This window comes from Pedobacter suwonensis (assembly GCF_007833675.1).
Lineage (GTDB): Bacteria > Bacteroidota > Bacteroidia > Sphingobacteriales > Sphingobacteriaceae > Pedobacter > Pedobacter suwonensis.
This window is the reverse complement of sequence record NZ_CP031708.1, coordinates 2,395,467-2,419,109: the sequence shown is the minus strand read 5'-3', so window position 1 is coordinate 2,419,109 and position 23,643 is coordinate 2,395,467. Positions and strand designations below refer to the sequence as shown.

The window sequence follows — 23,643 nt, the reverse complement described above, 5'->3', positions numbered from 1 at the left end:
TGGCTGAATTTTGGTAGTTTTGATGTAAATACTTTTAACGTGAAATTATTTAATATCGGGCTTACCTTAATGATTGTTGCCGTAATTGTTTTGCCAATTATTGTGGTAGTAAGCCCTTCTGACCGGGATTTTGTACTTTATGCTTTTTATTTCTGCGGCCTGCTCGAACTTATTGGACTTATTTTTGTTTTAGTTCATATGGTAACACTAAAAAGAAAGACCCGATGATTAAGCTATTAAAATTGCAGAAGGCCGTTTTTGTAATTGCTGCAGGGCTGCTTTCTTTTATCGCTTATAAAATTTTAGATGCAAACGAGGTAAAAGGAAGCATCTATTTTCAAATGCTGGCGGGTGTACTCGTTATGATTGGTGCACTTTGGCTGCTTTACCCGATTTTATTCGCCAAAAAAGATAAAGATGGCAATGCCGAAATCATTACCGATCCGACTGTTGAGGTTCCGGTTGATGAAGAGGAGGAAAAACCTGCAACAGAATAATCAACACAACAGACCTATAAGGTTTTTAAAACCTTATAGGTCTAGGATAGATTTTTCATTTCGATGAAATTCCATAAACTCTTCAATGCCTCCGAACCAGTCAAAAACAGCATTTCGTTCCAGCTTGGAGCTTTTATTGATAGTGATTATTGAATTATAAGAAGAATAGTCCCATTCTGATGGTGTTTTGCAAAAACCATGATGAACAGGATTTTGATGAATATAATTTATTAATTTGCAGAAATAAGATTCATTGCTAACTTCTTTTCTCCTAGTAAAATCTAAAAATAAAGCTCCTCTTCTATTGCATTGTTTATTAAATGCCTTTGCATAGCTATTTAAAAAATTGCTGAGTTGCTGCATAATAAATTTATGGAAATCGAATTCATCATTATCATTTTTTGCCAACAGTCTAATTACTTTTTCATTTCTTATTTGAATCAGTAAATGAAAATGATTAGGCATTAAACAATAGCTAAATGTTTTAGCAATAGGGGATATATATTTATCATATCTGTTCAGGAAGAAAATAAAGTTATCGTGTTTCCTAAACAGATTCTCTTCTCCTACAGCATGGTTATAAATATGGTAAAAATTGTCGGGATGAAATTTATCGAAATATTTCATGGCAATTTTTTTTATAAATATAACAATCCTATAAGGTTTTCAAAACCTTATAGGATTAAAACGATGCCTAATGATCAAACTCACCGGCATTTCTTGCCGACTCCTCATCTGATATCACTTTTCTTACTTTCTTTTTATCTAGCCACAATACCAGTGCTGGCAATAAAGTTAGGTTGAAAATTAAGGCTACCAATAAAGTTATCGATAAGAGTAAACCCAGCACCACCGTACCTCCGAAGGTAGAAGCCGTAAAAATTCCGAAGCCGAAGAATAAGATCAGGGCAATATGTGTCATACTTACGCCTGTTTCAGTAATGGTATCCGTAATCACTTGTGGTACGCTAAAGTTGGTCAGGTTTAATTCCTGCTGATAACGTGTAAGGAAATAAATCGTCTGATCGGACGCCAGACCAAAAGCTATGGTAAAAATTAAAATGGTTGATGGTTTTAACGAAATGCCGAAATAACCCATAATCCCTGCGGTAATAATTAAAGGAACAATGTTCGGAAGCAGAGAAATAAACATAATGCCCAGGCTCTTAAACTGCGCCAGCCTTAAAAGCGATATTAGCACAATGGCAAGTGCAATACTCTCGACCAAATGCCTTAACATATAATCCGTGCCTTTCGAAAAGATAATACTTGATCCGGTCAATTCGACATCAAATTTAGATGGAGGTAAAATGCTGTCGATACGTGGTTTTAATTCGGCCATAATGGCGTCTAAACGTTTCGAACCTACATCAGCCATTTGAAAACTGATTCTGGTGCTCTGATTTCCTTTACTGATAAAGTTGGTTAACAGACTTGCGTTTCCTTTACCGCCGTTGGCGATGTATGCTAAAATAAAATTCTTTTCTAAATTATCCGGTAAACGGAAAAAAGTTGAATCGTTATTGTAAAAAGCCTGGGTCGCATATTTCAAGCCCATGTTTACCGAAATAGAGCGCGAAAACTCCGGATAAGCGGAAATCATTTTTTCCAGTTTTTCCATTCTTTTAAGGTTGGTTAAATTGAAAACGCCATTCTTTTTCTTGGTATCTACACTTACTTCCAATGGTAAAATGCCCTCAAAATTCTTCTCGAAGAACTTTAAGTCTGTTAAAATTTCAGAGTTTTTAGGCAGGTCATCAACCACATATCCGTTAACGTTGATTTTAATCACTCCGATAAAAGCAATAATTGATATGATAATCGTTCCGATATAGATTAATCCGCTTTTATTTTGAACAAGTGTGTCAGTTTTAACCAGTAGTTTATGTAAAAAACCTTCTTCAACATGGTTTTGTGCTTTAAGTTTTGGTGCAGGTAAATAGCTAAAGATAATCGGGATTAAACACAGGCACATTAACCAGGTAACCATCACATTGATAGAGGCTACACTGCCAAATTGCATCAGTAGCTCACTTCCGGTAAAATACAAAACACCAAATCCGATAGCTGCGGTAATGTTGGCAATCAGTGTAGTAATGGCAATCCGCTCTATGGTAATGCTTAAAGCTTTTTGCTTATCGCCATGTTTGCGCAGTTCATTCTGGTATTTGTTTAGCAATAAAATACTGTTTGGAATGCCGATAATTACGATCAGAGGCGGAATCAATCCGGTTAAAATGGTTAATTCAAAACCAAATAAAACCAATGTGCCGATACTCCAGATTACACCCATCACTACCACTAAAATAGGGAAGAATACCGCGTAGAATTTTTTAAAGAAAAACAATAAAATTAAGGCTGAAACCAGGATGGATAAGCCCAGGAACAATACAAATTCGTTGCTCACGAGTTTACTTACTGCCGTGCGGATATAAGGTAAGCCCGATATATGAACCTTGATTTTTGTTGCTGTTTGAAAAGCTTTGGCTTTAGCCTCAATCTCTTTTAAAATGGGGTTACGTTCTGCTGTATTTAAGATTTTAGTATCAAAAGTGATAGCCATTAATGTGGCATTCTGACGGTTATAAACCAGTCCTTCAAAAAAAGGATTACCGTAAATGGCATTTTTGATGGAATCCATCTCTGCATCCGTTTTCACCAGGCCACCGGGTAATGGTTTCAATACAAATTTTTGGTTCACAGTATCTTTTTCCAGTTGGAAAATTCTTCCTGAAGATAAAACCTGTTTAATGCCTTTTAATTTTTGTATATCATTAGAAAGCTGGACCCATTGGTTGTAAACTTCTTTTTTAAAAATATCAGGTGATTGTATGCCGACTACCATTACACTTCCGTCTTCTCCGAAAGTTTTTTTAAAGGCATTATATTTGATGAAAGCGCTATCGGTAACAGGTAGGATTTTACTCCCGGTGTAAGAGAGTTTTACATTTTTGGCCTGGTAAGCCATGAAAATTGTTCCTAATACAAAAAATACGATGATTGCGATACGATTCTGAAGAATAAATCTCGATAGCTTAACCCACATGTGCAGCTTAGTTTTTAATAATATTAAAGGCAAAACTAATCTTATTTATAAAATGGAATTAGTTTTCGCACAATTAAATTTGCACAAATAACATACTTTTGAAAAAATTGTTTTAAGCGGATGTTGCACAAGGTTAGGGGCATTGTTTTAAAGACTACAAACTACAGTGAAAGCAGTGTAGTGGTGCAGGTGCTGACCGATAAATTTGGTATGCAGTCTTATCTCATCAATGGTGTTAAAAAGCCAAATGCAAAGATTAAAATGAATATGCTGCAATCGCTCCATTTGTTGGATATGGTAGTTTATCATAAAGCAAATACCAATATGCAAAGGGTTGCTGAAATCAGGCAGACGCCGGTTTTCAGAAGTATTCCATATGACATGATAAAAACCAGCATCGTTATATTTTTAAATGAGGTACTGTATAAAAGCATTAGGCAGCAATCGGCTGATGAGAGTTTATTCGATTATATTTTTAATTCGATCGCCTGGTTTGATGAAATTGGAGAGATTAACCCAAACTTTCATCTGTCCTTTTTATTGAAACTTACCCGGTTTTTAGGTTTTTCTCCCAATGAGAAAAGAAGGAGTGATCAGATTTATTTTGATCTGCAGGAAGGAGCGTTTACTTCACGCCTGCCTATTCATTCCAATTATCTGCAACTGGATGATGCTATTGGTTTCATTTCACTGTTTAATTCGCCACTGGAAAAAATTTCTGAAATAAAGTTAAGCAATACCCAGCGCCGGTTTTTATTAGATAAGATATTGGTTTTCTATACCTTACATACAGCCTCTTTCGGGGTGGTGCAGTCGCATAAAATCCTCGAAACTTTGTTGAGTTGAAAAAAAAGAAAAAAAGATTTGCAGAACAGTTTTATAGCGCTATATTTGCATTCCCAAACGGAGAGTGGGACATTAAGTTTGACAAAAAAAATAAGGGAAATTAGCTCAGCTGGTTCAGAGCACCTCGTTTACACCGAGGGGGTCGGGGGTTCGAACCCCTCATTTCCCACCAAAACTTTCAAGATAACGGAGAGTTTTTTTATCAGATTTGACATATATACAAAAGGGAAATTAGCTCAGCTGGTTCAGAGCACCTCGTTTACACCGAGGGGGTCGGGGGTTCGAACCCCTCATTTCCCACCAAGCCTTTCAGGGAACTGGAAGGCTTTTTTTATGCTGTCATTCTGAACGCAGTGAAGAATCTTTCATTTGAAGTAAATTGTTATTCTTAACGTATATCTAAAAGGATTCGATTAACATCAAATATTTTAAACGATGATAGTTTATTTCATAAAGATCTTTCGCTGTGCTACTATTGACAGGATCCACTAGTTCGGCCGTCATCTCGACTGTAGCGCAGCGAAATGGAGAGATCTATTTAGTTAGATTTCTCGACTGCGTTGCACTCCGCTCGAAATGACGCCAACTCGAGATTTAACTAGGTTCCCATAACTCAATCTTATTACCTTCTGCATCCATAATATGGATAAATTTTCCATAGTCATAAGTGGCAAGTTCATCCAGTATGGTTACACCATTTTCTTTGAGTTTTTCCAATAGTGCCTCTAGATTTTGTACACGGTAATTAATCATGAATTCCTTTTTCGAAGGAGCAAAATATTCATCACCTTTTTTAAATGGGCTCCATTGAAGTGACTCCACTTCGTCGGGGTTATCGATATTTCGCGAATCAAAACTCACAGCACCCCAGGCGTTGATTTCGACTCCTAAATTTTTGGCATACCAATCTTTAGTTTCCTTCGGATTGTCTGAAAAAAAGAAAATACCGCCAATTCCCGTCACCTTTGGTGTGGCATCATTAGCTGATTTTGAGTTTTTTGTATCCTCCATCTTATTGTTGATTTTATTGTTAATTTCTTTCTAACCCTAAGATAGCAGAAAATCAACTTTATTATTTACCATATTCAATAATATATCCGAAATTGCTGACGAAAAACATATTTAAATGCTCGGTAAAATCATCAGGTTTATTTTCTTTGGAAACTACTTTGTTGGGATTTTGGCAGTAGCCCTTACGCTGGAAGCCACCTTGCAGTTAAAACTTCCATTTAACTCCCTCAATTATTACCTGTTGCTATTTTTGGCACCGACTATTTATTATACCTACGCTTATAATAAAGTTTCTACGGCACCCTCTACTACCAATCCGCGTAATCAGTGGTATTTTAAACATAAAACTTTTATTAACTGGAGTCAAGCTGTGCTTTTTATCAGTTGCATGCTATTGGCCATTAATCTGCTGTACCAAAACTTTCAGCATATTCTGGCGCTCCCGATTAGTTATTGGATAGCCATAGTCGTTATTATCATCGCAGGTGTTTTATATTACGGCTTACTCCCCAAATCCTTTATTAAGTTCAATTTGCGTAATACTGGCTGGTTTAAAGCTTTCGTTATCGGTTTTGTTTGGGCCTGTTGTGCCAATGTGCTGCCTTTAATTATGCTTAAAATTGAAACAGGGGTGGGCTATCACGATTCGGTATTGTGGACCTGGTTATTTGTAAAAAACTGGATGTTCTGCACCGTAAATGCCATTATTTTCGATATCAAAGATTATCCTACCGATGCGAACAAACACCTGCGCACGTTTGTGGTACGTTATGGTTTGCGAAGGACCATTTTTAATATTTTGATTCCGCTGTTAATTATCGGCTTAATTTCGCTGGGCATATTTGCCAGTTACAAAGGTTTTGGGGTACCGCAGGTTCTGTTCAATGTTCTGCCATTTGTTTTGACGATTTATATCGCTTATTCCATGCACAAAAGGAAAAACATCCTCTACTACCTGATGGTGATTGATGGGCTGATTTTATTTAAAGCGATATGTGGGATAATCGGAATGCAGTTTGTTTATTAAGCAGAAAGACTAAAGCAGAAAGACTAAAGCGGAAAGGCTAAAGCTTAAAGACTAAAGCAGAAAGACTAAAACGTATTTACAACCGAGAAATTTATCTTGATACTTGATTCTCCATACTTGATACTACTATAAAAAATGAACAACAACTACGATAAAATAGCCAATCATTACGATACCTTAAGCCGTTTGGTGTTTTTTAAATCGCAGGTTAATGCTCAGGTTAATCAACTTCAATATATCCCAAAAAATAGTTCAATTTTAATTGTAGGTGGCGGAACAGGGTGGATTTTGGAAGAAATTGCCAAAATATATCCAAGTGGTCTGAAGCTGGTTTATGTAGAAATCTCAGGAAAAATGCTGGCACTTTCGCAAAAGCGAGATTGTAAAAACAATCAGGTCGAATTTGTGAATATTGGCATTGAAGATTTTAAGAATGATGTATTATTTGATGTAATTTTAACGCCATTCCTTTTCGATAATTTTGCTGAAGAAAAAGCAGCAAAGGTATTTGGGCAATTGAATTCTTATTTGAAGGGCGGCGGACAATGGTTTCTGGTCGATTTTTCGCTTGATAAAAGCAATGGAAACTGGTGGAAATGGTTACTGCTTAGATCAATGTACAGCTTTTTTAAATCACTTGGAATTGTAGAGGCTAATCAACTAATTAACATGCACCGGTATTTTTTTAATATGGGTTACCAAATTGTAGAACAACGCTTTTACTACAGGGGATTTATAAAGGCAATGATTTACAAAAAATAAAATGACATTGATTTAATGCATCTGTGTTGCATTTGTAATTTGAATTCGGATCTTTGTTTTAAAAGATAAGGATATGGATTTTGATGTAATTATAATTGGCGGCAGCTATGCAGGTTTGTCTGCAGCATTAACCCTGGGCCGTTCAACCCGTAATGTTCTGGTGATCGATGCCGGTAAACCTTGCAATAGGCAGACTCCGCATTCGCATAATTTTTTAACACACGATGGTGATCGGCCTGCGGATATTGCCAGAGCAGCAAAAGAAGAGGTGTTAAAATATCCAACTGTGAGGTTTTTGGAAGGAAAAGCTATTTCAGCTGAGCGGATAGATAAAGGTTTTAGCATTAAAGTAGAAAATACCGGAAGTTTTACGGCCCGGAAAATATTACTGGCCACAGGTTTAAAAGATGTACTGCCAGATATTAAAGGAATGGCAGCATGTTGGGCCATTTCTGCAATACATTGTCCTTATTGCCATGGTTACGAGGTGAAAAATGAAAAAATAGGCTTGTTAATGAATGGTGAGCATGCCTTCGAAATGGCCAAAAACCTTCACCTCTGGAATAAGGATCTAGCTATTTTAACCAATGGAAAATCAGAATTAAATGTAGAACAGACCGAAAAGCTGAAATCTAAATCGATTACCATTTTAGAAGACGAGCTTGTTGAACTGGAACACCAAAACGGTCAGCTAGAAAATGTTGTTTTTAAAAATGGGGAAAGATTAAACTTTAAGGCAATATATGTTAAACCTGAAATAGAGCAGCATGTAAATTTTAACGAGCAATTGGGGTTTGAGTTAACGGAGCTGAAAACAATAAAAGTGAATGAGCAGCAGCAAACCACTGCCGAAGGCGTTTATGCCGCAGGAGATTGTACAACCTTATTCAGGTCGTTGTCTTTCATTACAGCTGCCGGAACAATAGCTGCAGTGATGATTAATAAAGAATTGATTTCTGAAGATTTTTGATCAATCATCTGAAATTAAAATAAGATGGCACCAATAATCGTGATGATAAACATTGCTGCCATTACGATCCTATCAGCAGTGATCCATTGATCTCTGGTAAGTGGTGCGGCAACTTTTTTTATGGTTTCAGCTTTATGCCTCGAAAGCCTGAAAATCGATGTGTCTAATTTAATAATCATGGGATGATGTTTTAATAGGGTCGATTTTATTAGGACAAATCCCAGGCCAATATTTAAGAAAAATGTTAAATTGTGGATAACTAATATTTTTTGATAATGAATTGATATTTATACGGTTGTAATTACGAACGTGTGATTGAAAAAGGGCAATCGTGCTGTTGGATATTCCATACAACCCGATTAGCCTATCTGTATAGTAAATGTTGATTACTGGGCTTCCGCTTGTTTTTCTGCTGTGTTTAATTTACTGTTCTTTTTACCATAGCCGAAGTAAATGGCTAAGCCCATTACCAGCCAAACGGCAAGCCTTAACCAGGTTTCCCAGGGTAAAAATGCCATCATGGCAATGCAGGTTAAAATACCCAAGATTGGGATCAACGGCACTAAAGGAACCTTAAACGGTCGTTTAGCTTCAGGGTTTGTTTTTCTTAAAATCAGGATACCTACACATACCATTAAAAAGGCCAGCAAGGTACCGATACTGGTCATTTCGCCCACCACATTCATGGGAATAAATGCCGCAAAAAGACCAATAAATAAACAAAGGATAATGTTCGACTTATATGGCGTTTTAAATTTTGAATGCACATCAGAAAACATTTTTGGTAACAATCCATCTTTACTGATGGAGTAAAACATCCGCGACTGTGCCATTAAATCAATCAGGATTACGGAGGTGTAGCCAATCAGGATGGCTAAAATAATGGCCTGACTTAACCAGGCATAAGGTGTTTTTTCGATGGCTATGGCTACCGGTGCGCCACTATTCGTAAATTCTTTGTAATTGGCCAATCCTGTCATGACATGACCGAACAATCCAAACAAAACCGTACAAACCACCAAAGAGCCAATAATACCGATCGGTAGATCCCTTGCCGGATTTTTGGTTTCCTGTGCAGAGGCGGCAACGGCATCAAAACCGATGAATACAAAAAATACTAAACCTGCACCGCGTAATACACCGCTCCATCCAAACTGACCGAATGTTCCGGTATTTTCGGGGATGTATGGATGATAATTTGCGGGATCGATATATTGCCAGCCTAAAGCGATAAAAACCAATACCACACCTACTTTAAGAAACACAATAATACCATTCACAATGGCCGAGCCTTTGGTGCCTCGGATCAGTATGGCCGTCATTAATACCACTACCAGCGCTGCGGGGATGTTAATGATGCCGTGAACAGCAGAACCATCTGCCAGTTTAGCGGTTTCGAAAGGAGATAGGGTTAACTGGGGCGGAAGGTAAATGTGTAAGCTGGCTAAAAACCTGGTTAAATACTGCGACCAGCTGATGGCTACAGTAGCACAACCTACAGAGTATTCCAATACGAGATCCCAGCCGATAATCCAGGCGAAAAGCTCGCCCATGGTCGCGTAAGAATAGGTATATGCACTCCCGGCAACTGGAATCATAGAGGCAAATTCTGCGTAACAAAGTGCCGCAAAACCGCAACCTAAAGCTGCAATGACAAAAGATAGGGTTACCGCCGGACCAGAATGATTGGCCGCTGCCAAACCCGTAATGGAAAATAAACCAGCGCCAAGTGTTAATCCAACACCAATTAAAATCAGGTTTATTGGGCCTAAGGTTCTTTTAAGCGTTCCTTCGCCACTTTCGTTTGCCTCGGCAACAATGCTGGCAATAGATTTCTTCATGAAAATAAGTTAAGACTTTGCAAAATTATTAAAATATATTAACTCTATAGTATTTATGTGGTATTTGTACTTCGTATTAACTTATGAATTTACAAGGAGTAGTGGGCAGGAAGAGCTTCATAAGTTTAGGGCAATGGCTTGTAGCGGCTACCTTTGTGCCTAAACCTGATAGCGCCAGATAGCCCCCGATTTAGGCAAGTGTTTTGTATTTAAGATCTATTTAATCGGGGCTATGGGCAATAGCAGGACTGCAGGATCCTAAGTATTACAAGGCATTGCTTTTCAAAAAAAACTCTGTACTAAAACTTCATCTTGTCCTAGCCGGACGGGCTTCTTTCTTTTTGGCAGCAAAAAGACCAGCGAAGCTAGCTTGAATGCCATTAAAAACATAAAGAAACATGAAAAAACAAAAACTGCCGGCTGAAAATTTTTCTTTTAAAGTATGTGATAAGGCTTTTTCAGTGCTAACCGAAAAATTTGTTAGGCCGGATCGGTGTAGAACGGTGAGGCAATACTTTGGCCTAGCTGGATGGAAAAGCATAATCAATTAAGATATTCCCTTTCTTTAATTGGTTAATTTTTCTTCTAAATGGCGGCCCCTTATTGCCTAAACCTGATAGAACCAAATAGCTCCCGATTTAAGTAAATGTTTGTATTTAAGAACTATCTAAATCGGGACTATAGGTGATAGCAGGACTACAAAAACCGAAGCATTACAAGGTCTTGCTTTTCTAAAAAACATCAAAAAATTAGCAGCTAATAATGAATTATTCCTAAAGCACAAAATTTTATTTAAAAATATTTAACTGATAATCAATGTTTTATGTATTTATTTTGATTTATTTTAGTACTATGTATTGCATGGTAGTATATAAAACATATATCTTTGTTATATGATAGCAGAAAATACGCAAACGCAAATGCGGAAGGGAATTCTGGAATACTGTGTTTTATCAATCATCTCACGGGGCGAAATTTATGCTTCGGATATTATTGCCGAGTTAAGGTCGGCAAAGCTGCTGGTGGTTGAGGGCACATTATATCCATTATTAACCAGGCTTAAAAACAACGGTTTGTTAAGCTACAACTGGGTAGAGTCTACCTCAGGCCCACCGCGTAAATATTATACCTTAACCGAAGATGGTCGGGGCATTTTATCACAATTAGATCAAACCTGGCAGGAGCTGGCTTATGCTGTAGGTATTTCACAAAAAGGAGCCAATTCATAATTAGTTAAAAAGAAATGGAAAAGACCATCATCATTAATATAGGAAACACGATTATTCATATTGAAGAAAGTGCTTACGAGCTCTTAAAAGCCTACCTGAACGAAGTAAAACAATATTTTGCCAACCATGCCGATGACCTCGAAATTGTAACGGACATCGAAAACCGGATTGCCGAACTGTTAACCGAGCAATTGGAAGAACAGAAAAAACAAGTGGTAGACTCGGCCAATGTAAATTCGGTGATTGCACAAATGGGCAGGGTACAGGATTTTGATACGGTAGAAGAAGGTGAGGAAGAACCTGTGATTAACAATACCTACCAACACCAGTATGTAGAGAAAAAACTTTACCGCGATATGGACGACCGTGTAGTTGCAGGTGTTTGTGCAGGTATTGCACATTTTGTAAACGCTGATCCGAAATGGATCAGGCTGGCTACTTTGCTGATCAGTTTTGTTGGTGGATTTGGCATACTGGTATATGCCCTGCTTTGGATCATTATGCCAAAAGCAAAATCACGGGTAGAAAAAATGGAAATGAAAGGCGAACCTGCCAATCTTCAGGGATTTCAGAAAAACCTGGATGAAGAACTGCAGGCGGTTAAAGAGCGTTTAACTGAAGTAAATAAACATGCACAGCCTTTATTTGCGCGTTTTGGAATTTTCATAGGTGAGTTTTTCGAATGGCTTGGCCGTTTTATCTCAGGTACCGGAAAGGTAATTTTTAAAGTAATTGCCGGGTTTATTGTGGTGTTTGGGATATTGTTTTTACTAGCGCTAATTATTGGTACAGCTGCATTCCAGGGTTTTTGGGATGCAAGCATTTATGAATATTTCCCATTCTCCATTGTTAATGAAAGCAATAGAGGCATTATTTTATTTGGTGCATTTATTGTTTGCTTTGTACCGGTTTTGGCTTTGGTGTTATTCTCCATCAGAGTAGCTTTTAACAAACAGGCCATTAATAAAACACTTTCTTTCGCGCTGTTGATTATCTGGTTGGCTGGTGTAGCGGTAACGGGTTATCAGGCAGCTAAAATATCATCCGAGTTTAAGCAACATGCAGAATTAACACAAACTACTGATCTGAAAGCTTATCCGGTTTATACCATCAATATTGATAAAAGTAAATATTTCAGCAAAGAAGATAGTGTGGCCTATCACATTGATGCAAATAACCGCCACCAGATTGTGGTTGATGATTTTGAAGACGGACCTTTTGTGTCGCCAAACCATATCCGTATTGATATCAACAAAAGCGAAACCAATGCTGCCCGGTTAACACAGAAGTATGAATCGCAGGGCAAAACCTTCCAAAGTGCCCTGCAGAATGCACAGAATATCAGCTACAGTTATGTGATGAAAGATTCGGAACTGATTTTTAGTCCACGGTTTCAATTGAGGAAAGGCACCATTTGGAGAAACCAGGAAGTAAGGTTAAACCTGGAAATTCCGGTAGGAACCAGAGTGATTTTAAAGCAGGATGCATACCGTTACATTAATAATTACTGGACCTGGGAATGTAACGACAACGAGAACGACCATAACGATTCGAGTATATGGATTATGACGGATGATGGTTTGAAATGCGTTGCCAAATTAAAGGAGGAAGCCCTGAAGAAACAAAAGTTAAAAGGGGAACTATTTGATCTGGAACTGTTGAAAAAGAACAATCCTACGGATACGATTTACCAGGATTCTGTTTCGAACCGGATTAAAGAGGTTAAAGAAGAGTTGGGGATTGAGCCTGAACAATAATCCTGGCCCAGCTAAACCTGATCGTTCCCATACCATTGGCATTAAGATGCCCGCCTGCGCGGGAAAGACGATTAAGTTGCTGTGAAAAACCTGATAACACTGATTTTATCTACGTTAAATATAACGCCTAAAAAAAGAAACCATGAAAACATTATTTACGCTAATGGCATGCCTGATGGTGTGCGGGGCTTCTTTTGCCCAAAAATTAAATAAACTTACCGGGAAAATTGTGGATGAAAAGACGGTTCCCGTGTCGTTTGCTGTTGTTCGGGTATTAAATTATCCGGATACTACTTCGATAAAAAGTGTATCGACCAATATCGATGGTGAGTTTAGCATCGACCAGTTAAAAAGCGGTGAATATGTTTTGTCGGTTTCGGTTGTGGGCTTTAAAAGCAAAAAGACAGGGCATTTTTCACTTAGTGGGGATTTAAATCTGCCAACAATCAGTATGGAGAGCTTAACCAAACAATTAAAAGAGGTGAGCGTTCAGGGCCGGAAACCTTTTATTGAACACCAGATTGATAAAACGGTGCTGAATGTAGAGAATAGCATCACAGCAGCCGGCGGTACCGCTTTAGAGGTTTTGGAAAAAGCCCCTGGCGTACAGATCGATCGCCAGAATGACCAGATTAAACTGAACAATAAAAGCGGTGTAACGGTGATGATCGACGGAAAATCGAACTTCCTTTCTGGTGCTGACATTACTACTTTGTTGAGCAACATGAGCAGCGATCAGATTGCGACGATCGAGCTGATCACCAATCCATCTGCTAAATATGATGCTGCAGGAAATGCCGGAATTATCAACATCAAACTTAAACGCAATAAAGCTTATGGTACCAATGGTACGGTTTCTATTAATACGGGGCAGGGCATTATGCCCGATTCGCCCAGCGATTTATTACGTGCCGGGGTAAACCTGAACTTAAACCACAGGCAGGGCAAATGGAACATTTTTGGAAATGGAGCCATTGCACGAAAAGCCCAGTTTAACAATACGTTTTTAACCCGCAGCACCTTATCAGAAGGATTGGCCAGTTCGCTTACGCAAAATTTCGACCGCAAAAATAAAGGTATTGGTTTCCAGGGGAAACTAGGTGCAGATTATTATGCTTCAGAGAAAACGGTTTTCGGGGTAATGTTGGATGCCAATACGGTAAATACCAAGCTGACCAACTTTAGTAATACCAATATTAATGCGGTACAAAATGGTGCTTCTAATCTGAGTTATATTTTACAGGATGCCAATTCGAGCTCGCCTGTGGGTAATTTAACAGCCAATTTTAATATTAAACACGATTTCGATAAAAAAGGCAAAAGCCTTACATTCGACATAGATTATTCGGGTTTCAGTAATAAAAAGGATGAAAACTTTTTAGCCAATTATTTAAATGCAAATGGCAACCCAACCAACCAAACCAGTTTAAGGAATAATACTGATGCCGAAATTAATATATATGCGGCTAAAACAGATCTTACTTTACCTATTTCTAAAACGATGAAGGTTGAGGCTGGTTTAAAAAGCAGTTATGTTGTAACCAATAATGATTTTATTTCGGAACAGCTGATCGCTGGTGTTTGGCAAAATGATATAGGTAAATCAAACAATTTCGTCTATAAAGAAAATATCAACGCCATTTATGGCAGTTTCGCTAAAGAATGGAAGGTATGGCAGATTCAGCTGGGCTTAAGGGCAGAGCACACACATTCTAATGGTACTTCTGTAACCGACCAGAAAGAAGTAGACCGGAATTATTTATCTGTTTTTCCGACGGTTTTTGTTAATCAGAAGATCAGCGAAAACCACAACATCCGTTATTCTTATGGCAGAAGAGTAGATCGTCCGAATTACCAGCAATTAAATCCTTTTGTGTTTTACATGGATCCTTTGGCGGTCGATCAGGGAAATCCTTACCTGAAACCTCAGTTTACCGATAATTACCAGATCAGCTACAGTTACAAACAGGCATCTTTCTCGCTGAGCTATTCGAATACCCGTGATATGATTACGCAAATTAGTAAACAGGATGATGCTACCCGGGTAATCAGTGTAATCCGACAGAATTTAGGCCGCTTCCAGAATTATTCTGCCGATTTATATGTTCCTGTCAAGGTGACCAAATGGTGGAATATTCAAAATAACGTAAGTGTTTACTACAGCAAATTTAACGATGGAAATATTGAAGGTGCTGCATATAGCGCGGGCAAAGCTGCGGTAAATATTTTTACTTCCCATTCCTTTACCCTGCCTCAAAACTTTAGTGTCGAAATTAGTGCATGGCTAAATTCCCCACGGGTTTCGGGCGTAGAGCAAACCACCATTTATCAGGGCGCTTTAAATGCCGGAATCCAGAAAACTTTGATTGATAAAAAGCTAAAACTACGTTTAAATATGGATGATATCTTACTCACCAACCACTGGGAAGGGAAACTGGTTTATCAGAACATCAACATGAACGTGGTGAACCATTACACCAGCCGAAGGGCAAACTTCAGCATCAGCTATAACTTTGGTAACCAGAATGTAAAATCGGCCCGGTTTAGAAATACAGCTACAGATGATATTAAGAACAGAGCGGGAGGGTAGTTTTGAGTTGGAAGTTTTGAGTTGGGAGTTTGGAGTCCTTAGTCTTGAGTCCGAAGTCCAGAGTCGATTTTACCCCAGTTAACCAATTTAAACAATTAACCAGTTAACCATTTCAATATGAAAAATATCTTTTACAGCATCGCGATTTTAGTTGTCGCCTTAAGTTTTGGTTGCCACAATGGCGAAGGACATTTATCGGTAAGCACGATAGACAACCAATCTGACTTTAAATTTGAAGCAAATTACGCCGAAAATAAAACGGATAAACTAGAAAAATACCTGGACAGTGCTTTAAACAATGAACTACCACTGGATCAGCATATCGATCTTTTAGTGAACTTAAATGGCAGCGATAAGTTTAACCTGAAAGCCAAAGAGGGCTGGTTGGAAATCAATTTCGATAAAAGGAATAGTACAGCTGCAGGTTATACGAAAGTGAAAAAATTGACGGAAGGGATTAAAAATAAGTTGATGGAGTAACCCATTCTTATATTTCCCGCAGATTTAAGATGATGGGCGCAGAACTAAAGCGGTCGTCATTCCCGCGCATGCGGGAACCTTAATGCTTGTATATTGCTATTGCTTTTTTTAATGATGAAGTTAAACAAGAGAAAAGGCTCAGCTGGTATATCATTAGCTAGTCTTCGACTCCGCTCAGACTGACGATTTATGAAGAAAAATCTGCGTGTATCAGTGTGATCAGCGGGAGAATGCTTGCTTAATATTTTTCCTCAGATTTAAGGTAATGGGCGCAGAATTAAAGCGGTCGTCATTCTCGCGCATGCGGGAACCTTAATGCTTGTATATTGCTATTGCTTTTTTTAATGATGAAGTTAAACAAGAGAAAAGGCTCAGCTGGTATATCATTAGCTAGTCTTCGACTCCGCTCAGACTGACGATTTATGAAGAAAAATCTGCGTGTATCAGTGTGATCAGCGGGAGAATGCTTGCTTAATATTTTTCCCGCAGATTTAAGGTAATGGGCGCAGAATTAAAGCGGTCGTCATTCTCGCGCATGCGGGAACCTTAATGCTTATATATTGCTAATTGCTTTTTTAATCATGAAGTACAATAAGAGAAAAGGCTCCGCGAACAAATTGTTGACTGGTTATCAGATTAAGTTAGTACCCGTCAATGAAGTGTTCATCTGTATATTTATTTTTAGTTAGCAAACCTTTACAATACTAAGATTGATTTTCTCCTTAGCAAATTGCCTAATATAAAAGGCGCATTTTCATAACGTGTAATAAAACTTGACTTAGTTTCTTTGAAATTGCCGATGACGATGTAGTAATTAGTTTTCATGTAAAATTTCTCTCTTATCACATAAATTATACGATAATTCATTTATTTTTAAATCTTTCTTAAAAGAATTTAAGTTAACATGAACTCTCAAACAAGCAACATACGTAAAGCTATAGCTTGCGTATTCTTAACTATCCTTATTATAGGATCAGCCTGCAGAAAAGACAATCACGATTTTATCGTAAATTTTCCTAACGAAAAGCAGTTTATTAAAGAAGAACTCATATACGATTGGCTTAAGCAAAATCCATTATCACAGGTGCTTGCACCGAACTGGGCGATGGCACAACAAACAGTTTATCAAGGGAAGAAAATTGTAAGAATCCCCATCTTTAATGTTGATAAGCTAAATAATGTTATATCTGCTGTCAGCAGCAATAAGGGTTATGATTCAAAACATCCGCCAGAACTTTTCTTTGTTCAAAATACTAACGGGCAAATTGCAGGTTATCTTATCAATTTTATTCCAAAAGATTTGCAACATGCAGGTGGTGAAAATGGCGTGTGGACTGGGAATTTAGTAGAATGGAATATTAAAGGAGATACACTACACGTAATGGAAGTGGTCGACAATAAAATTATAAAAGACAAATTGATTGTTCCAGAAAACACGATAAATAACAATTCGTTGAGTACTGTCTTAAAGGTTCATAAAATGGCTTTAGCGGAGAGCGGAAGCAGTGGAGATGGAGGTTTCTGGAGCTTTCTCGGTCGTGTCTTGGGGGCTATTGGTGACTTTTTAGGATTACCCACAAGAAATACCTATGCTGATGGCCTAAGGATAGATTGGGGCGAGATTACAAGAAGCATCAGTAGTTGGTTTGATGGTGCAGAAAGCTACACTGGCGGTGGAAGTGGTGGTGGCACTTATCTAAGTGCAGGCGGGCCGGTTTATGCAAGCTATTTAGGTAGTGATCTGGGGACTGTAAGCGGAGGGCCAAACTCTGACATCGCACCATTGATATATAATCAGTATACGATATACAAGGGTGGCCCGAGTAATCCCCCGACCCCCCCAAACGAAGACGGTATCTATATTATGGAATACATGGTTTTAACACCGGATGCACAGGAATACATCCTGACCTACCCTGCAATTCCACTAACAAAGATGATTAGGGACTATCTAGACTTTCATGGTTGGAATCAGGATAATCTTGCGCTCGCAACCTGGGCTGTGGAGTATTCAAATAATAATCCAGATCCCAACAACGCGATCGATCCAATTGTTAAAGAATTTTTAACTACGGGCGCCGAACATGTTGCTGACCCAAACGAAGATAATTGGACTGACAATGATGATGTATCTTTGATAGATCCTGATCAAACCATTTATCAACAGTACCAGGACAATCAGCCATGGGCCACGGTCGATAGAGTTATTCCATTTGAGAAGTTCGTTCCAATAAGGTGGATCAAAAAGCCTGATGGTAGTGAATACAGTGTTAATTGTTTAGTTTTAGCTAAGGAACAACTCGGAAAAGCAGGTTATACCTGTTCTGGTTACTTACCTGGAGTTCAGACATTTCAGACATATAAAGAGTCAACAGGTGTAGATTTAGCGGAAACAAAAAAAGCAATAAGCTACATCATCAGTGCATTGAGCCAAAAAATACCTGTTTTGATTGGGGTTGACAATCGGGCTGGAACACCATCACTGAGAAATGCGGATGGCACTACTGATCATTTCGTGGTAATTGTAGCCATGGGAACTGATAGTAAAGGCAAATATTTTCAGTTTATGGATAGTGCTACAAAAATCCCCGCTTACGGTGCGAGTTTTAGCAACAGGCTTTATTACAATAGTAGTACTGGTAAAATAACAGGAAAGACGGCGATTGCTGATTATAGAAATATATCAGGAATGCATGACTACATTGTTACACAGGTACGTAAGAGTATAAAAAAATAATTTTATGAAGAAGTTAATTTTATTATTATCGCTGTCCTTAACATTTTGCTCATCCTTTGGGCAGCAAAACATTAAGGAAGATGAAAAAATATCCAAGTCAGTCATGGGTTTTTTAAAATGGTATAAATCAATAGGCGCAACTGGTAATCAACCCCCAAAGCAGGCTAGGCCAAAGTATTCTATAGTTAAGGATATTCCAATAAATAAAAATTATAAGCGACAGGTAATCGATAAAGCAGGTGTCGAAAAATATCTTGACTTTTATAGGAAAAGTGGATTTCTATCCGAGGAATATTTAAATGGCTTAAGGTCGTATTTTAATGGAATTAACAATAATCTGATAAAACGGGCACCAATCAAAAAGAATGATATGATAAAAATTGATGGGCTGGATCGCGATATACAGCTTCAAACTTTCGAACCAGAAATTATTCTTGATAATTTGGATAAGGCTGTTGTAACCAAATCTCTAGTAGTTTATGATAAGGCACTAATCAGCGTTAATTTCTACGAGGAGGTGAATCTGATATTCACTTTAACAAAACATAAGGACGTTTGGTTAATAGATTATTTGGGGCCAGATAACACAAGTTTGAAAAGTTTTTTTAGGCAGTAGTCTTTTAGGTATTCATTGGGCATTAATTGCCAGCTTGAAACCTTGTAAAAAAAGGATGCAACACTCGCTATTGCATCCTTTTTATTTAAATAACGCTTTCAATCTATTAACGCAAGGCTCTTAACTCCTTCTTCAGGCAATAATTTAAATCATAACATTGGCAGCTGTTATGTACTAAATAAAAGGTGCGTTATTCGGGGAGTCGAATTTCAAAACCAACCTCATACTGTTGAATTACTGATGTTTGCACTAGGTGCAAATCCGAGCGAGGTCACTAACTTTAATAAAACAAAAACGCCCATACTTTTCGGCATGAGCGCTAGTTGCTTGTTTATTGTCTTTATTGTTTTACATCAGCAGGGGCATTGGTGGTCGAATCTGCTACCGAATCGGTACTTGTACTATCAACTACCTTATTGGTATCGGTGTATTTGTACATGCTGTCGGCATTTTCCTGATCGGCTTTTTTACCACTACATGCTGACAACGCTAAACCAAGGGCAGTTACTAAAATTATTAATTTCGTTTTCATATCAAATGTTATTGGTGTACTTATATAATCCGTTTTAAAAGGCAATTGTTTTGATAATGGTTAAATTAGTGGGAGTTAGGTGACCGGGGCCGGAAGTTCGGGTAAATTTTCCTTTAACCGCAAAGGTCGCAAAGAAAAGAAGCGCAGAGGACACAAAGTTATAGTCAGAAGTCGGAAAGACCGAGGACCGAGGTTTGGTACCGTCATTGCGAACTGATGCGAAGGGCTGTGTTGTAGAGGCGTGAAGCAATCTTTTTAGGTAAGTATTTACACGTTAATTAAATAAAGCTAACTTGCCCCATAATGGGAGTCACCATAGCTATAGTCTTTTGCGTTGCTCTCTTTTTAATGTCCACTTCAATAATAATTGATTGATAACGAGTTCGAATAAGATAGTTAAAATAGCCTCCATGTTTTTAAATTATCATCAATTTAATACCTAACTTATATCCGTTAACTTAATAACCTTATCGCTTTCAAATAAGAAAACAGACCTACCCGAAAGATTTATTGCCTCGCCTGCTTTAAGACCATTGGGAAGGTCTATAGCCAATATAGCATAATAATCAATTTCTATTTCTACCTGCTGTGCAGCATGTTTGATTGATTTAATGCGTTGTTCCCTTGTTTTAAAATATGCTTTTGCCTGTTCTGCCTGCTCTTTAAAAGCGGCTATACCCTTTAGCGACATATTGGTTTCATTGTTCTGAACATTTTCAAAAACTACGTTTTCATCAAAGTTTATCACCATATTGTCTACATCGAAGTTGTTATAGGCTTCAACATAGTTTCTAACGATTTCTTCTTTTAAAGGCATAGTATTGGGGTATCACTCTGTAAAATGCTAATGTATGCTTTGTATCAAATTGGATGTTAAATTAAAGATATAAGTATTCTGTTATCCTGGAAAGTGTTAAAAGGTTTGTACAAACTTAGGTTAAAACTTCTTTTTCCCATTGTGTAGATCTTCTGGTGTCTCAGATTTGATGATAACTCCTGCTTCTTTGTTCTGTATACCATACTGTTTCTGAAGCTCCTCTTTGTTTAATACTTTGATCTCTTTAAAAACCTTATCATTAATTAAGGCTAAATTACCCTCAAAATTCTTATCCAATACCTTATCGTTTAGGATATACTGAATGGTAGTGTCTTGATTAGCAACGGGTACTAAAGCTGCATATTCGGGCGATTTGCTGCTAAAGTATTTCCAATATCTTGATTTAGCGAATGAAATTGTTTCGATATATACAGCTCCATCCTTGCCATTCTCACCAAATATCTTCATGGCCTCTTCACCTTTCAAAACTGTAACAATCGCTATACTGTTCGGATCATATTTCATCAATTCACCTTTGTCAACATTAACGCTATCCATAAAGTAAACTGGCTCTGCGCCAAGTTTCTTAATCGCTCGTTTAGGCGATTGGCTGAAAGCCATTATTGTTGTTAAAGTAAAAATCGTGGTAAGAATAAATTTGGATGAGCGCATATAGGTCCTTTTAGTGTAGCGAATATATCACATTTCATAGTGATTTGCAATCTTGTATGTCCACATTTGTATGAAATCTTGATAGATAATTTTACCTTAAATTATTTATAAAGCACAAGTCAGGCCATCGCATTGGCCTCAGTGCTAAGACTTGCGCTAGAGAAGGCTGTACTACCATTAACAGACTCCAATAGAAAAATCGTCATTGCGAGGAACGAAGCAATCTTAATGCGCACGCTAGTAGCGATCGTTGTAAGATTGCTTCGTCGGCTGAAAAAGCCTTCTCGCAATGACGATGCCTCTTGGCCTTTCAATTTGCTGATTTATCTGTCATTCAAATTGATTTTTATAAAATAAATTATCCCTCATAGCACCGATAACACATCAAAAATGCACACAGATAGCTGATTACCCGTGTGCATTTTAAAGTTGAAAACACTTAGCTTACCACTGGTGGTTCTACTCCTGTTGTAGTGGCACGGCGGTTTTGCAGTAGGGCATAGTTGCCAATGTGCTGGTTAATCAGGTTTACGGTACTGGCCCAGGGTTCTGCACCATCGTTAATATCGAAGTTAGAGTTAATCCGTGTACGCAGTTTATAATATAAGTTATTGGTAGTATTGCGTAACTCGCGCAGCTTTTCGGTAGGTGCGGCAGCCAGTTCTTCATTCCGTTTAATATAGGCCTGGTTAAAATCGTTATTGGCCGATTCTAATTCGTTTAGCCAGTTGCCCAGGTTTAAAGCCTTTACCGCCTCTTGCAGTTCGGGTTTGTTTTTCCAATCGTTAACAATGTTGCGCAATATGGTGGTTTCGCTCTGGTAATTCTCTCTGGCTATGCTGCTGCCAAATAGCGCCAAATGTGCGTTTAACGTTTTGCCGTGCTGGTTTATTACCGGGTCTGCACTGTAAACTAAACTTTGTACCTGCAGGCTGATACCGTTTATGGCATCATCGCGCCGTTTATCAAAAGCTTCTATCTCGGCCGTTACCAAACTGGCCTGACTAATTTTAAACAGCTTCTCCACATTGTCGGTTGCCGTGCGCAATGCATCATACTGTGCACTAACATTAAGCGCTTTCGGATCATTTTTCAATACAATGTTTAAGGTATCGGTTAAAAACTGAATATACTCGCTGTTTCTGAGCGGTTGTAATACGATGGAGTTAATCATAAGGTCTAATTTAATGGTTGATGTTATTTCGTGTTTTTTACTTTGATTTACTGCTGCATACTGCAGGAGGGCTTCAAAGTAACTTTAATTGGCTACTGCACATTGCAGGAAGGTTTCAAAGTAACTTCGATTGTTTGCTGCACACTGCAGGAGCGTTTCAAAGAAACTTTGATTTGCCGCTGCACACTGCAGGAAGGTTTCAAAGTAATTTGCCCCTTTTAAGTAAAAGAGATGTTTTTTAAATGTTTTTGTGCTGCGGTTACAGCATGTTGCAGAACGCGGAGGTTCCCTGATCATTCCAGTTATTTTCATAACGCATTAATTTTATGGGTGTAAACCCGTTAATAAAATATAGGGATGATTTTTTTGATAACCGTAGAAGTAGAAAAACTGCCGCCCGGTTTAAAGGGATATGACTAAGATAACGAAAAGGTTAGTTACTGGCAAGGAGATTTTGAGAAAGTTTTAGTCTAGAGTCGGTAGTCCGGAGTCGGAGGACCGAGGTTTGGTGCTTTACCGCGATCGTTTAATATACAGTCGCTGTTTGTTCATTGAAGTTTGGTTATTGATAATTAAATGCTCTGCTTCGTCATTGCGAATTTTTTAACCACAAAGGGCACAGAGAAAAAGGCGCAAAAGACACAAGTTATAGTCAGAAGTTGGAAAGACCGAGGACCGAGGTTTGGTGTCGTCATTGCGAACTGAAGCGAACGGCTGTTGTAGTGGCGTGAAGCAATCTTTTAGCAGATATTTATGTATCAAAAATTGGTCGTCATCTCGACTGTAGCGTAGCGGAATGCCCGCCTGTGCGGACGGGCCTGTCCGTACAGGCGGGGTGAGATCTTTGGACTATGTTAAAAGATTTCTCGACTTCGCTGCGCTCCGCTCGAAATGACGGATGATCGGATGGAGAAATTTCTATAGCAAATCTCTAGGCGTATCGTCATTTCGACCGCAGTGGAGAAATCTTTGAACTGGGTTTTACATGCAACTTTAAAAGATTTAGCTTCGCTGAGCCTTCGGGTTCTCGACTTCGCTG

The 23,643-nt window shown here is 38.2% G+C and carries 21 protein-coding genes and 2 tRNA genes; 14 read left to right on the top strand and 9 right to left on the bottom strand.

Annotated features, from left to right (window positions below):
* Positions 1-39: 39 nt before the first annotated feature.
* A complete protein-coding gene (locus tag DV942_RS09755) occupies positions 40-228 on the top strand; it encodes a hypothetical protein (protein WP_090984193.1) in 189 nt (62 codons plus the stop codon).
* Complete coding sequence (locus tag DV942_RS09750; protein ID WP_186462462.1) at positions 225-497, top strand: isoleucyl-tRNA synthetase; 273 nt, start codon at positions 225-227, stop codon at positions 495-497. The genes DV942_RS09755 and DV942_RS09750 overlap by 4 nt, the downstream gene beginning before the upstream one ends.
* Positions 498-530: 33 nt before the next feature.
* Here DV942_RS09750 and DV942_RS09745 read toward each other — a convergent pair whose 3' ends face one another.
* Positions 531-1,124 carry a hypothetical protein gene (locus DV942_RS09745; protein ID WP_145857156.1) on the bottom strand — a complete coding sequence of 198 codons (594 nt, stop codon included), beginning with the start codon at positions 1,122-1,124 and terminating at the stop codon, positions 531-533.
* Between the two features lie 67 nt (positions 1,125-1,191).
* Entirely contained in the window at positions 1,192-3,543 is a 2,352-nt protein-coding gene (locus tag DV942_RS09740) for an efflux RND transporter permease subunit (protein WP_244950870.1), read from the bottom strand.
* Between the two features lie 120 nt (positions 3,544-3,663).
* Here DV942_RS09740 and recO point away from each other — a divergent pair, with 120 nt between their 5' ends.
* From recO to DV942_RS09725, 3 genes are all read left to right on the top strand, one after another.
* Positions 3,664-4,389, top strand: a complete 726-nt coding sequence (gene recO, locus DV942_RS09735; RefSeq protein WP_145857154.1) for a DNA repair protein RecO — start codon at positions 3,664-3,666, stop codon at positions 4,387-4,389.
* A 94-nt stretch (positions 4,390-4,483) separates the two neighbouring features.
* Positions 4,484-4,561, top strand: a tRNA-Val gene (locus DV942_RS09730).
* Positions 4,562-4,614: 53 nt separating this feature from the next.
* Positions 4,615-4,692: transfer RNA gene (locus DV942_RS09725), tRNA-Val, on the top strand.
* A 291-nt stretch (positions 4,693-4,983) separates the two neighbouring features.
* Here DV942_RS09725 and DV942_RS09720 read toward each other — a convergent pair.
* Positions 4,984-5,400, bottom strand: coding sequence for a VOC family protein (locus DV942_RS09720; RefSeq protein ID WP_145857152.1), 417 nt, complete (start codon positions 5,398-5,400; stop codon positions 4,984-4,986).
* A 115-nt stretch (positions 5,401-5,515) separates the two neighbouring features.
* Here DV942_RS09720 and DV942_RS09715 point away from each other — a divergent pair, with 115 nt between their 5' ends.
* The 3 genes from DV942_RS09715 to DV942_RS09705 all read left to right on the top strand — a co-directional run bounded on the left by DV942_RS09715 (position 5,516) and on the right by DV942_RS09705 (position 8,159).
* Entirely contained in the window at positions 5,516-6,427 is a 912-nt protein-coding gene (locus DV942_RS09715; protein WP_145857150.1) for a UbiA prenyltransferase family protein, read from the top strand.
* Between the two features lie 135 nt (positions 6,428-6,562).
* On the top strand, positions 6,563-7,189 hold the full coding sequence (locus DV942_RS09710; protein ID WP_145857148.1) for a class I SAM-dependent methyltransferase: 627 nt from the start codon (positions 6,563-6,565) through the stop codon (positions 7,187-7,189).
* A gap of 73 nt (positions 7,190-7,262) precedes the next feature.
* The gene (locus DV942_RS09705) at positions 7,263-8,159 is read left to right on the top strand and encodes an NAD(P)/FAD-dependent oxidoreductase (protein WP_145857145.1); all 897 of its coding nucleotides are present in this window, start codon (positions 7,263-7,265) and stop codon (positions 8,157-8,159) included.
* 14 nt (positions 8,160-8,173) lie between these two features.
* Here the strand turns inward: DV942_RS09705 and DV942_RS23470 are convergent, their stop codons facing one another.
* Positions 8,174-8,338 carry a hypothetical protein gene (locus tag DV942_RS23470; RefSeq protein WP_186462461.1) on the bottom strand — a complete coding sequence of 55 codons (165 nt, stop codon included), beginning with the start codon at positions 8,336-8,338 and terminating at the stop codon, positions 8,174-8,176.
* A 207-nt stretch (positions 8,339-8,545) separates the two neighbouring features.
* Positions 8,546-10,000 carry an amino acid permease gene (locus DV942_RS09700; RefSeq protein ID WP_145857143.1) on the bottom strand — a complete coding sequence of 485 codons (1,455 nt, stop codon included), beginning with the start codon at positions 9,998-10,000 and terminating at the stop codon, positions 8,546-8,548.
* Between the two features lie 893 nt (positions 10,001-10,893).
* Between DV942_RS09700 and DV942_RS09695 the strand changes: the two genes are divergently transcribed.
* The 6 genes from DV942_RS09695 to DV942_RS09670 all read left to right on the top strand — a co-directional run bounded on the left by DV942_RS09695 (position 10,894) and on the right by DV942_RS09670 (position 19,409).
* Positions 10,894-11,229 (top strand): PadR family transcriptional regulator, encoded by a 336-nt coding sequence (locus DV942_RS09695; protein WP_025145298.1) that lies wholly within the window; start codon positions 10,894-10,896, stop codon positions 11,227-11,229.
* A 14-nt stretch (positions 11,230-11,243) separates the two neighbouring features.
* The gene (locus DV942_RS09690) at positions 11,244-12,986 is read left to right on the top strand and encodes a PspC domain-containing protein (RefSeq protein ID WP_145857141.1); all 1,743 of its coding nucleotides are present in this window, start codon (positions 11,244-11,246) and stop codon (positions 12,984-12,986) included.
* Positions 12,987-13,128: 142 nt separating this feature from the next.
* Entirely contained in the window at positions 13,129-15,576 is a 2,448-nt protein-coding gene (locus DV942_RS09685) for an outer membrane beta-barrel family protein (protein ID WP_145857140.1), read from the top strand.
* A 117-nt stretch (positions 15,577-15,693) separates the two neighbouring features.
* Positions 15,694-16,056 carry a hypothetical protein gene (locus DV942_RS09680; RefSeq protein WP_145857138.1) on the top strand — a complete coding sequence of 121 codons (363 nt, stop codon included), beginning with the start codon at positions 15,694-15,696 and terminating at the stop codon, positions 16,054-16,056.
* 904 nt (positions 16,057-16,960) lie between these two features.
* Positions 16,961-18,793, top strand: coding sequence for a hypothetical protein (locus DV942_RS09675; RefSeq protein ID WP_145857136.1), 1,833 nt, complete (start codon positions 16,961-16,963; stop codon positions 18,791-18,793).
* A gap of 4 nt (positions 18,794-18,797) precedes the next feature.
* Positions 18,798-19,409: a hypothetical protein gene (locus tag DV942_RS09670; RefSeq protein ID WP_145857134.1), complete on the top strand. Its 612-nt coding sequence runs from the start codon at positions 18,798-18,800 to the stop codon at positions 19,407-19,409.
* 340 nt (positions 19,410-19,749) lie between these two features.
* Here DV942_RS09670 and DV942_RS09665 read toward each other — a convergent pair whose 3' ends face one another.
* The 4 genes from DV942_RS09665 to DV942_RS09650 form a co-directional block, all read right to left on the bottom strand.
* A complete protein-coding gene (locus tag DV942_RS09665; RefSeq protein WP_145857132.1) occupies positions 19,750-19,941 on the bottom strand; it encodes a hypothetical protein in 192 nt (63 codons plus the stop codon).
* Between the two features lie 439 nt (positions 19,942-20,380).
* Positions 20,381-20,758 carry a nuclear transport factor 2 family protein gene (locus tag DV942_RS09660; protein ID WP_090984158.1) on the bottom strand — a complete coding sequence of 126 codons (378 nt, stop codon included), beginning with the start codon at positions 20,756-20,758 and terminating at the stop codon, positions 20,381-20,383.
* A gap of 120 nt (positions 20,759-20,878) precedes the next feature.
* Positions 20,879-21,379: a hypothetical protein gene (locus DV942_RS09655; protein ID WP_145857131.1), complete on the bottom strand. Its 501-nt coding sequence runs from the start codon at positions 21,377-21,379 to the stop codon at positions 20,879-20,881.
* A 490-nt stretch (positions 21,380-21,869) separates the two neighbouring features.
* Positions 21,870-22,604, bottom strand: a complete 735-nt coding sequence (locus DV942_RS09650) for a DUF6261 family protein (RefSeq protein WP_145857129.1) — start codon at positions 22,602-22,604, stop codon at positions 21,870-21,872.
* Between the last annotated feature and the right edge of the window lie 1,039 nt (positions 22,605-23,643).

What these genes read in the sequence shown, in the direction of transcription:
- DV942_RS09670 (WP_145857134.1), top strand. Translation starts at nt 18,798, where the DNA reads ATGAAGAAGTTAATTTTATTATTATCGCTGTCCTTAACATTTTGCTCA.
- DV942_RS09685 (WP_145857140.1), top strand. Translation starts at nt 13,129, where the DNA reads ATGAAAACATTATTTACGCTAATGGCATGCCTGATGGTGTGCGGGGCT.
- DV942_RS09665 (WP_145857132.1), bottom strand. Translation starts at nt 19,941, where the DNA reads ATGAAAACGAAATTAATAATTTTAGTAACTGCCCTTGGTTTAGCGTTG.
- DV942_RS09680 (WP_145857138.1), top strand. Translation starts at nt 15,694, where the DNA reads ATGAAAAATATCTTTTACAGCATCGCGATTTTAGTTGTCGCCTTAAGT.
- DV942_RS09710 (WP_145857148.1), top strand. Translation starts at nt 6,563, where the DNA reads ATGAACAACAACTACGATAAAATAGCCAATCATTACGATACCTTAAGC.
- DV942_RS09675 (WP_145857136.1), top strand. Translation starts at nt 16,961, where the DNA reads ATGAACTCTCAAACAAGCAACATACGTAAAGCTATAGCTTGCGTATTC.
- DV942_RS09740 (WP_244950870.1), bottom strand. Translation starts at nt 3,543, where the DNA reads ATGTGGGTTAAGCTATCGAGATTTATTCTTCAGAATCGTATCGCAATC.
- DV942_RS09705 (WP_145857145.1), top strand. Translation starts at nt 7,263, where the DNA reads ATGGATTTTGATGTAATTATAATTGGCGGCAGCTATGCAGGTTTGTCT.
- DV942_RS09695 (WP_025145298.1), top strand. Translation starts at nt 10,894, where the DNA reads ATGATAGCAGAAAATACGCAAACGCAAATGCGGAAGGGAATTCTGGAA.
- DV942_RS09745 (WP_145857156.1), bottom strand. Translation starts at nt 1,124, where the DNA reads ATGAAATATTTCGATAAATTTCATCCCGACAATTTTTACCATATTTAT.
- DV942_RS09650 (WP_145857129.1), bottom strand. Translation starts at nt 22,604, where the DNA reads ATGATTAACTCCATCGTATTACAACCGCTCAGAAACAGCGAGTATATT.
- recO (WP_145857154.1), top strand. Translation starts at nt 3,664, where the DNA reads ATGTTGCACAAGGTTAGGGGCATTGTTTTAAAGACTACAAACTACAGT.
- DV942_RS09750 (WP_186462462.1), top strand. Translation starts at nt 225, where the DNA reads ATGATTAAGCTATTAAAATTGCAGAAGGCCGTTTTTGTAATTGCTGCA.
- DV942_RS09700 (WP_145857143.1), bottom strand. Translation starts at nt 10,000, where the DNA reads ATGAAGAAATCTATTGCCAGCATTGTTGCCGAGGCAAACGAAAGTGGC.
- DV942_RS09715 (WP_145857150.1), top strand. Translation starts at nt 5,516, where the DNA reads ATGCTCGGTAAAATCATCAGGTTTATTTTCTTTGGAAACTACTTTGTT.
- DV942_RS23470 (WP_186462461.1), bottom strand. Translation starts at nt 8,338, where the DNA reads ATGATTATTAAATTAGACACATCGATTTTCAGGCTTTCGAGGCATAAA.
- DV942_RS09655 (WP_145857131.1), bottom strand. Translation starts at nt 21,379, where the DNA reads ATGGCTTTCAGCCAATCGCCTAAACGAGCGATTAAGAAACTTGGCGCA.
- DV942_RS09720 (WP_145857152.1), bottom strand. Translation starts at nt 5,400, where the DNA reads ATGGAGGATACAAAAAACTCAAAATCAGCTAATGATGCCACACCAAAG.
- DV942_RS09690 (WP_145857141.1), top strand. Translation starts at nt 11,244, where the DNA reads ATGGAAAAGACCATCATCATTAATATAGGAAACACGATTATTCATATT.
- DV942_RS09660 (WP_090984158.1), bottom strand. Translation starts at nt 20,758, where the DNA reads ATGCCTTTAAAAGAAGAAATCGTTAGAAACTATGTTGAAGCCTATAAC.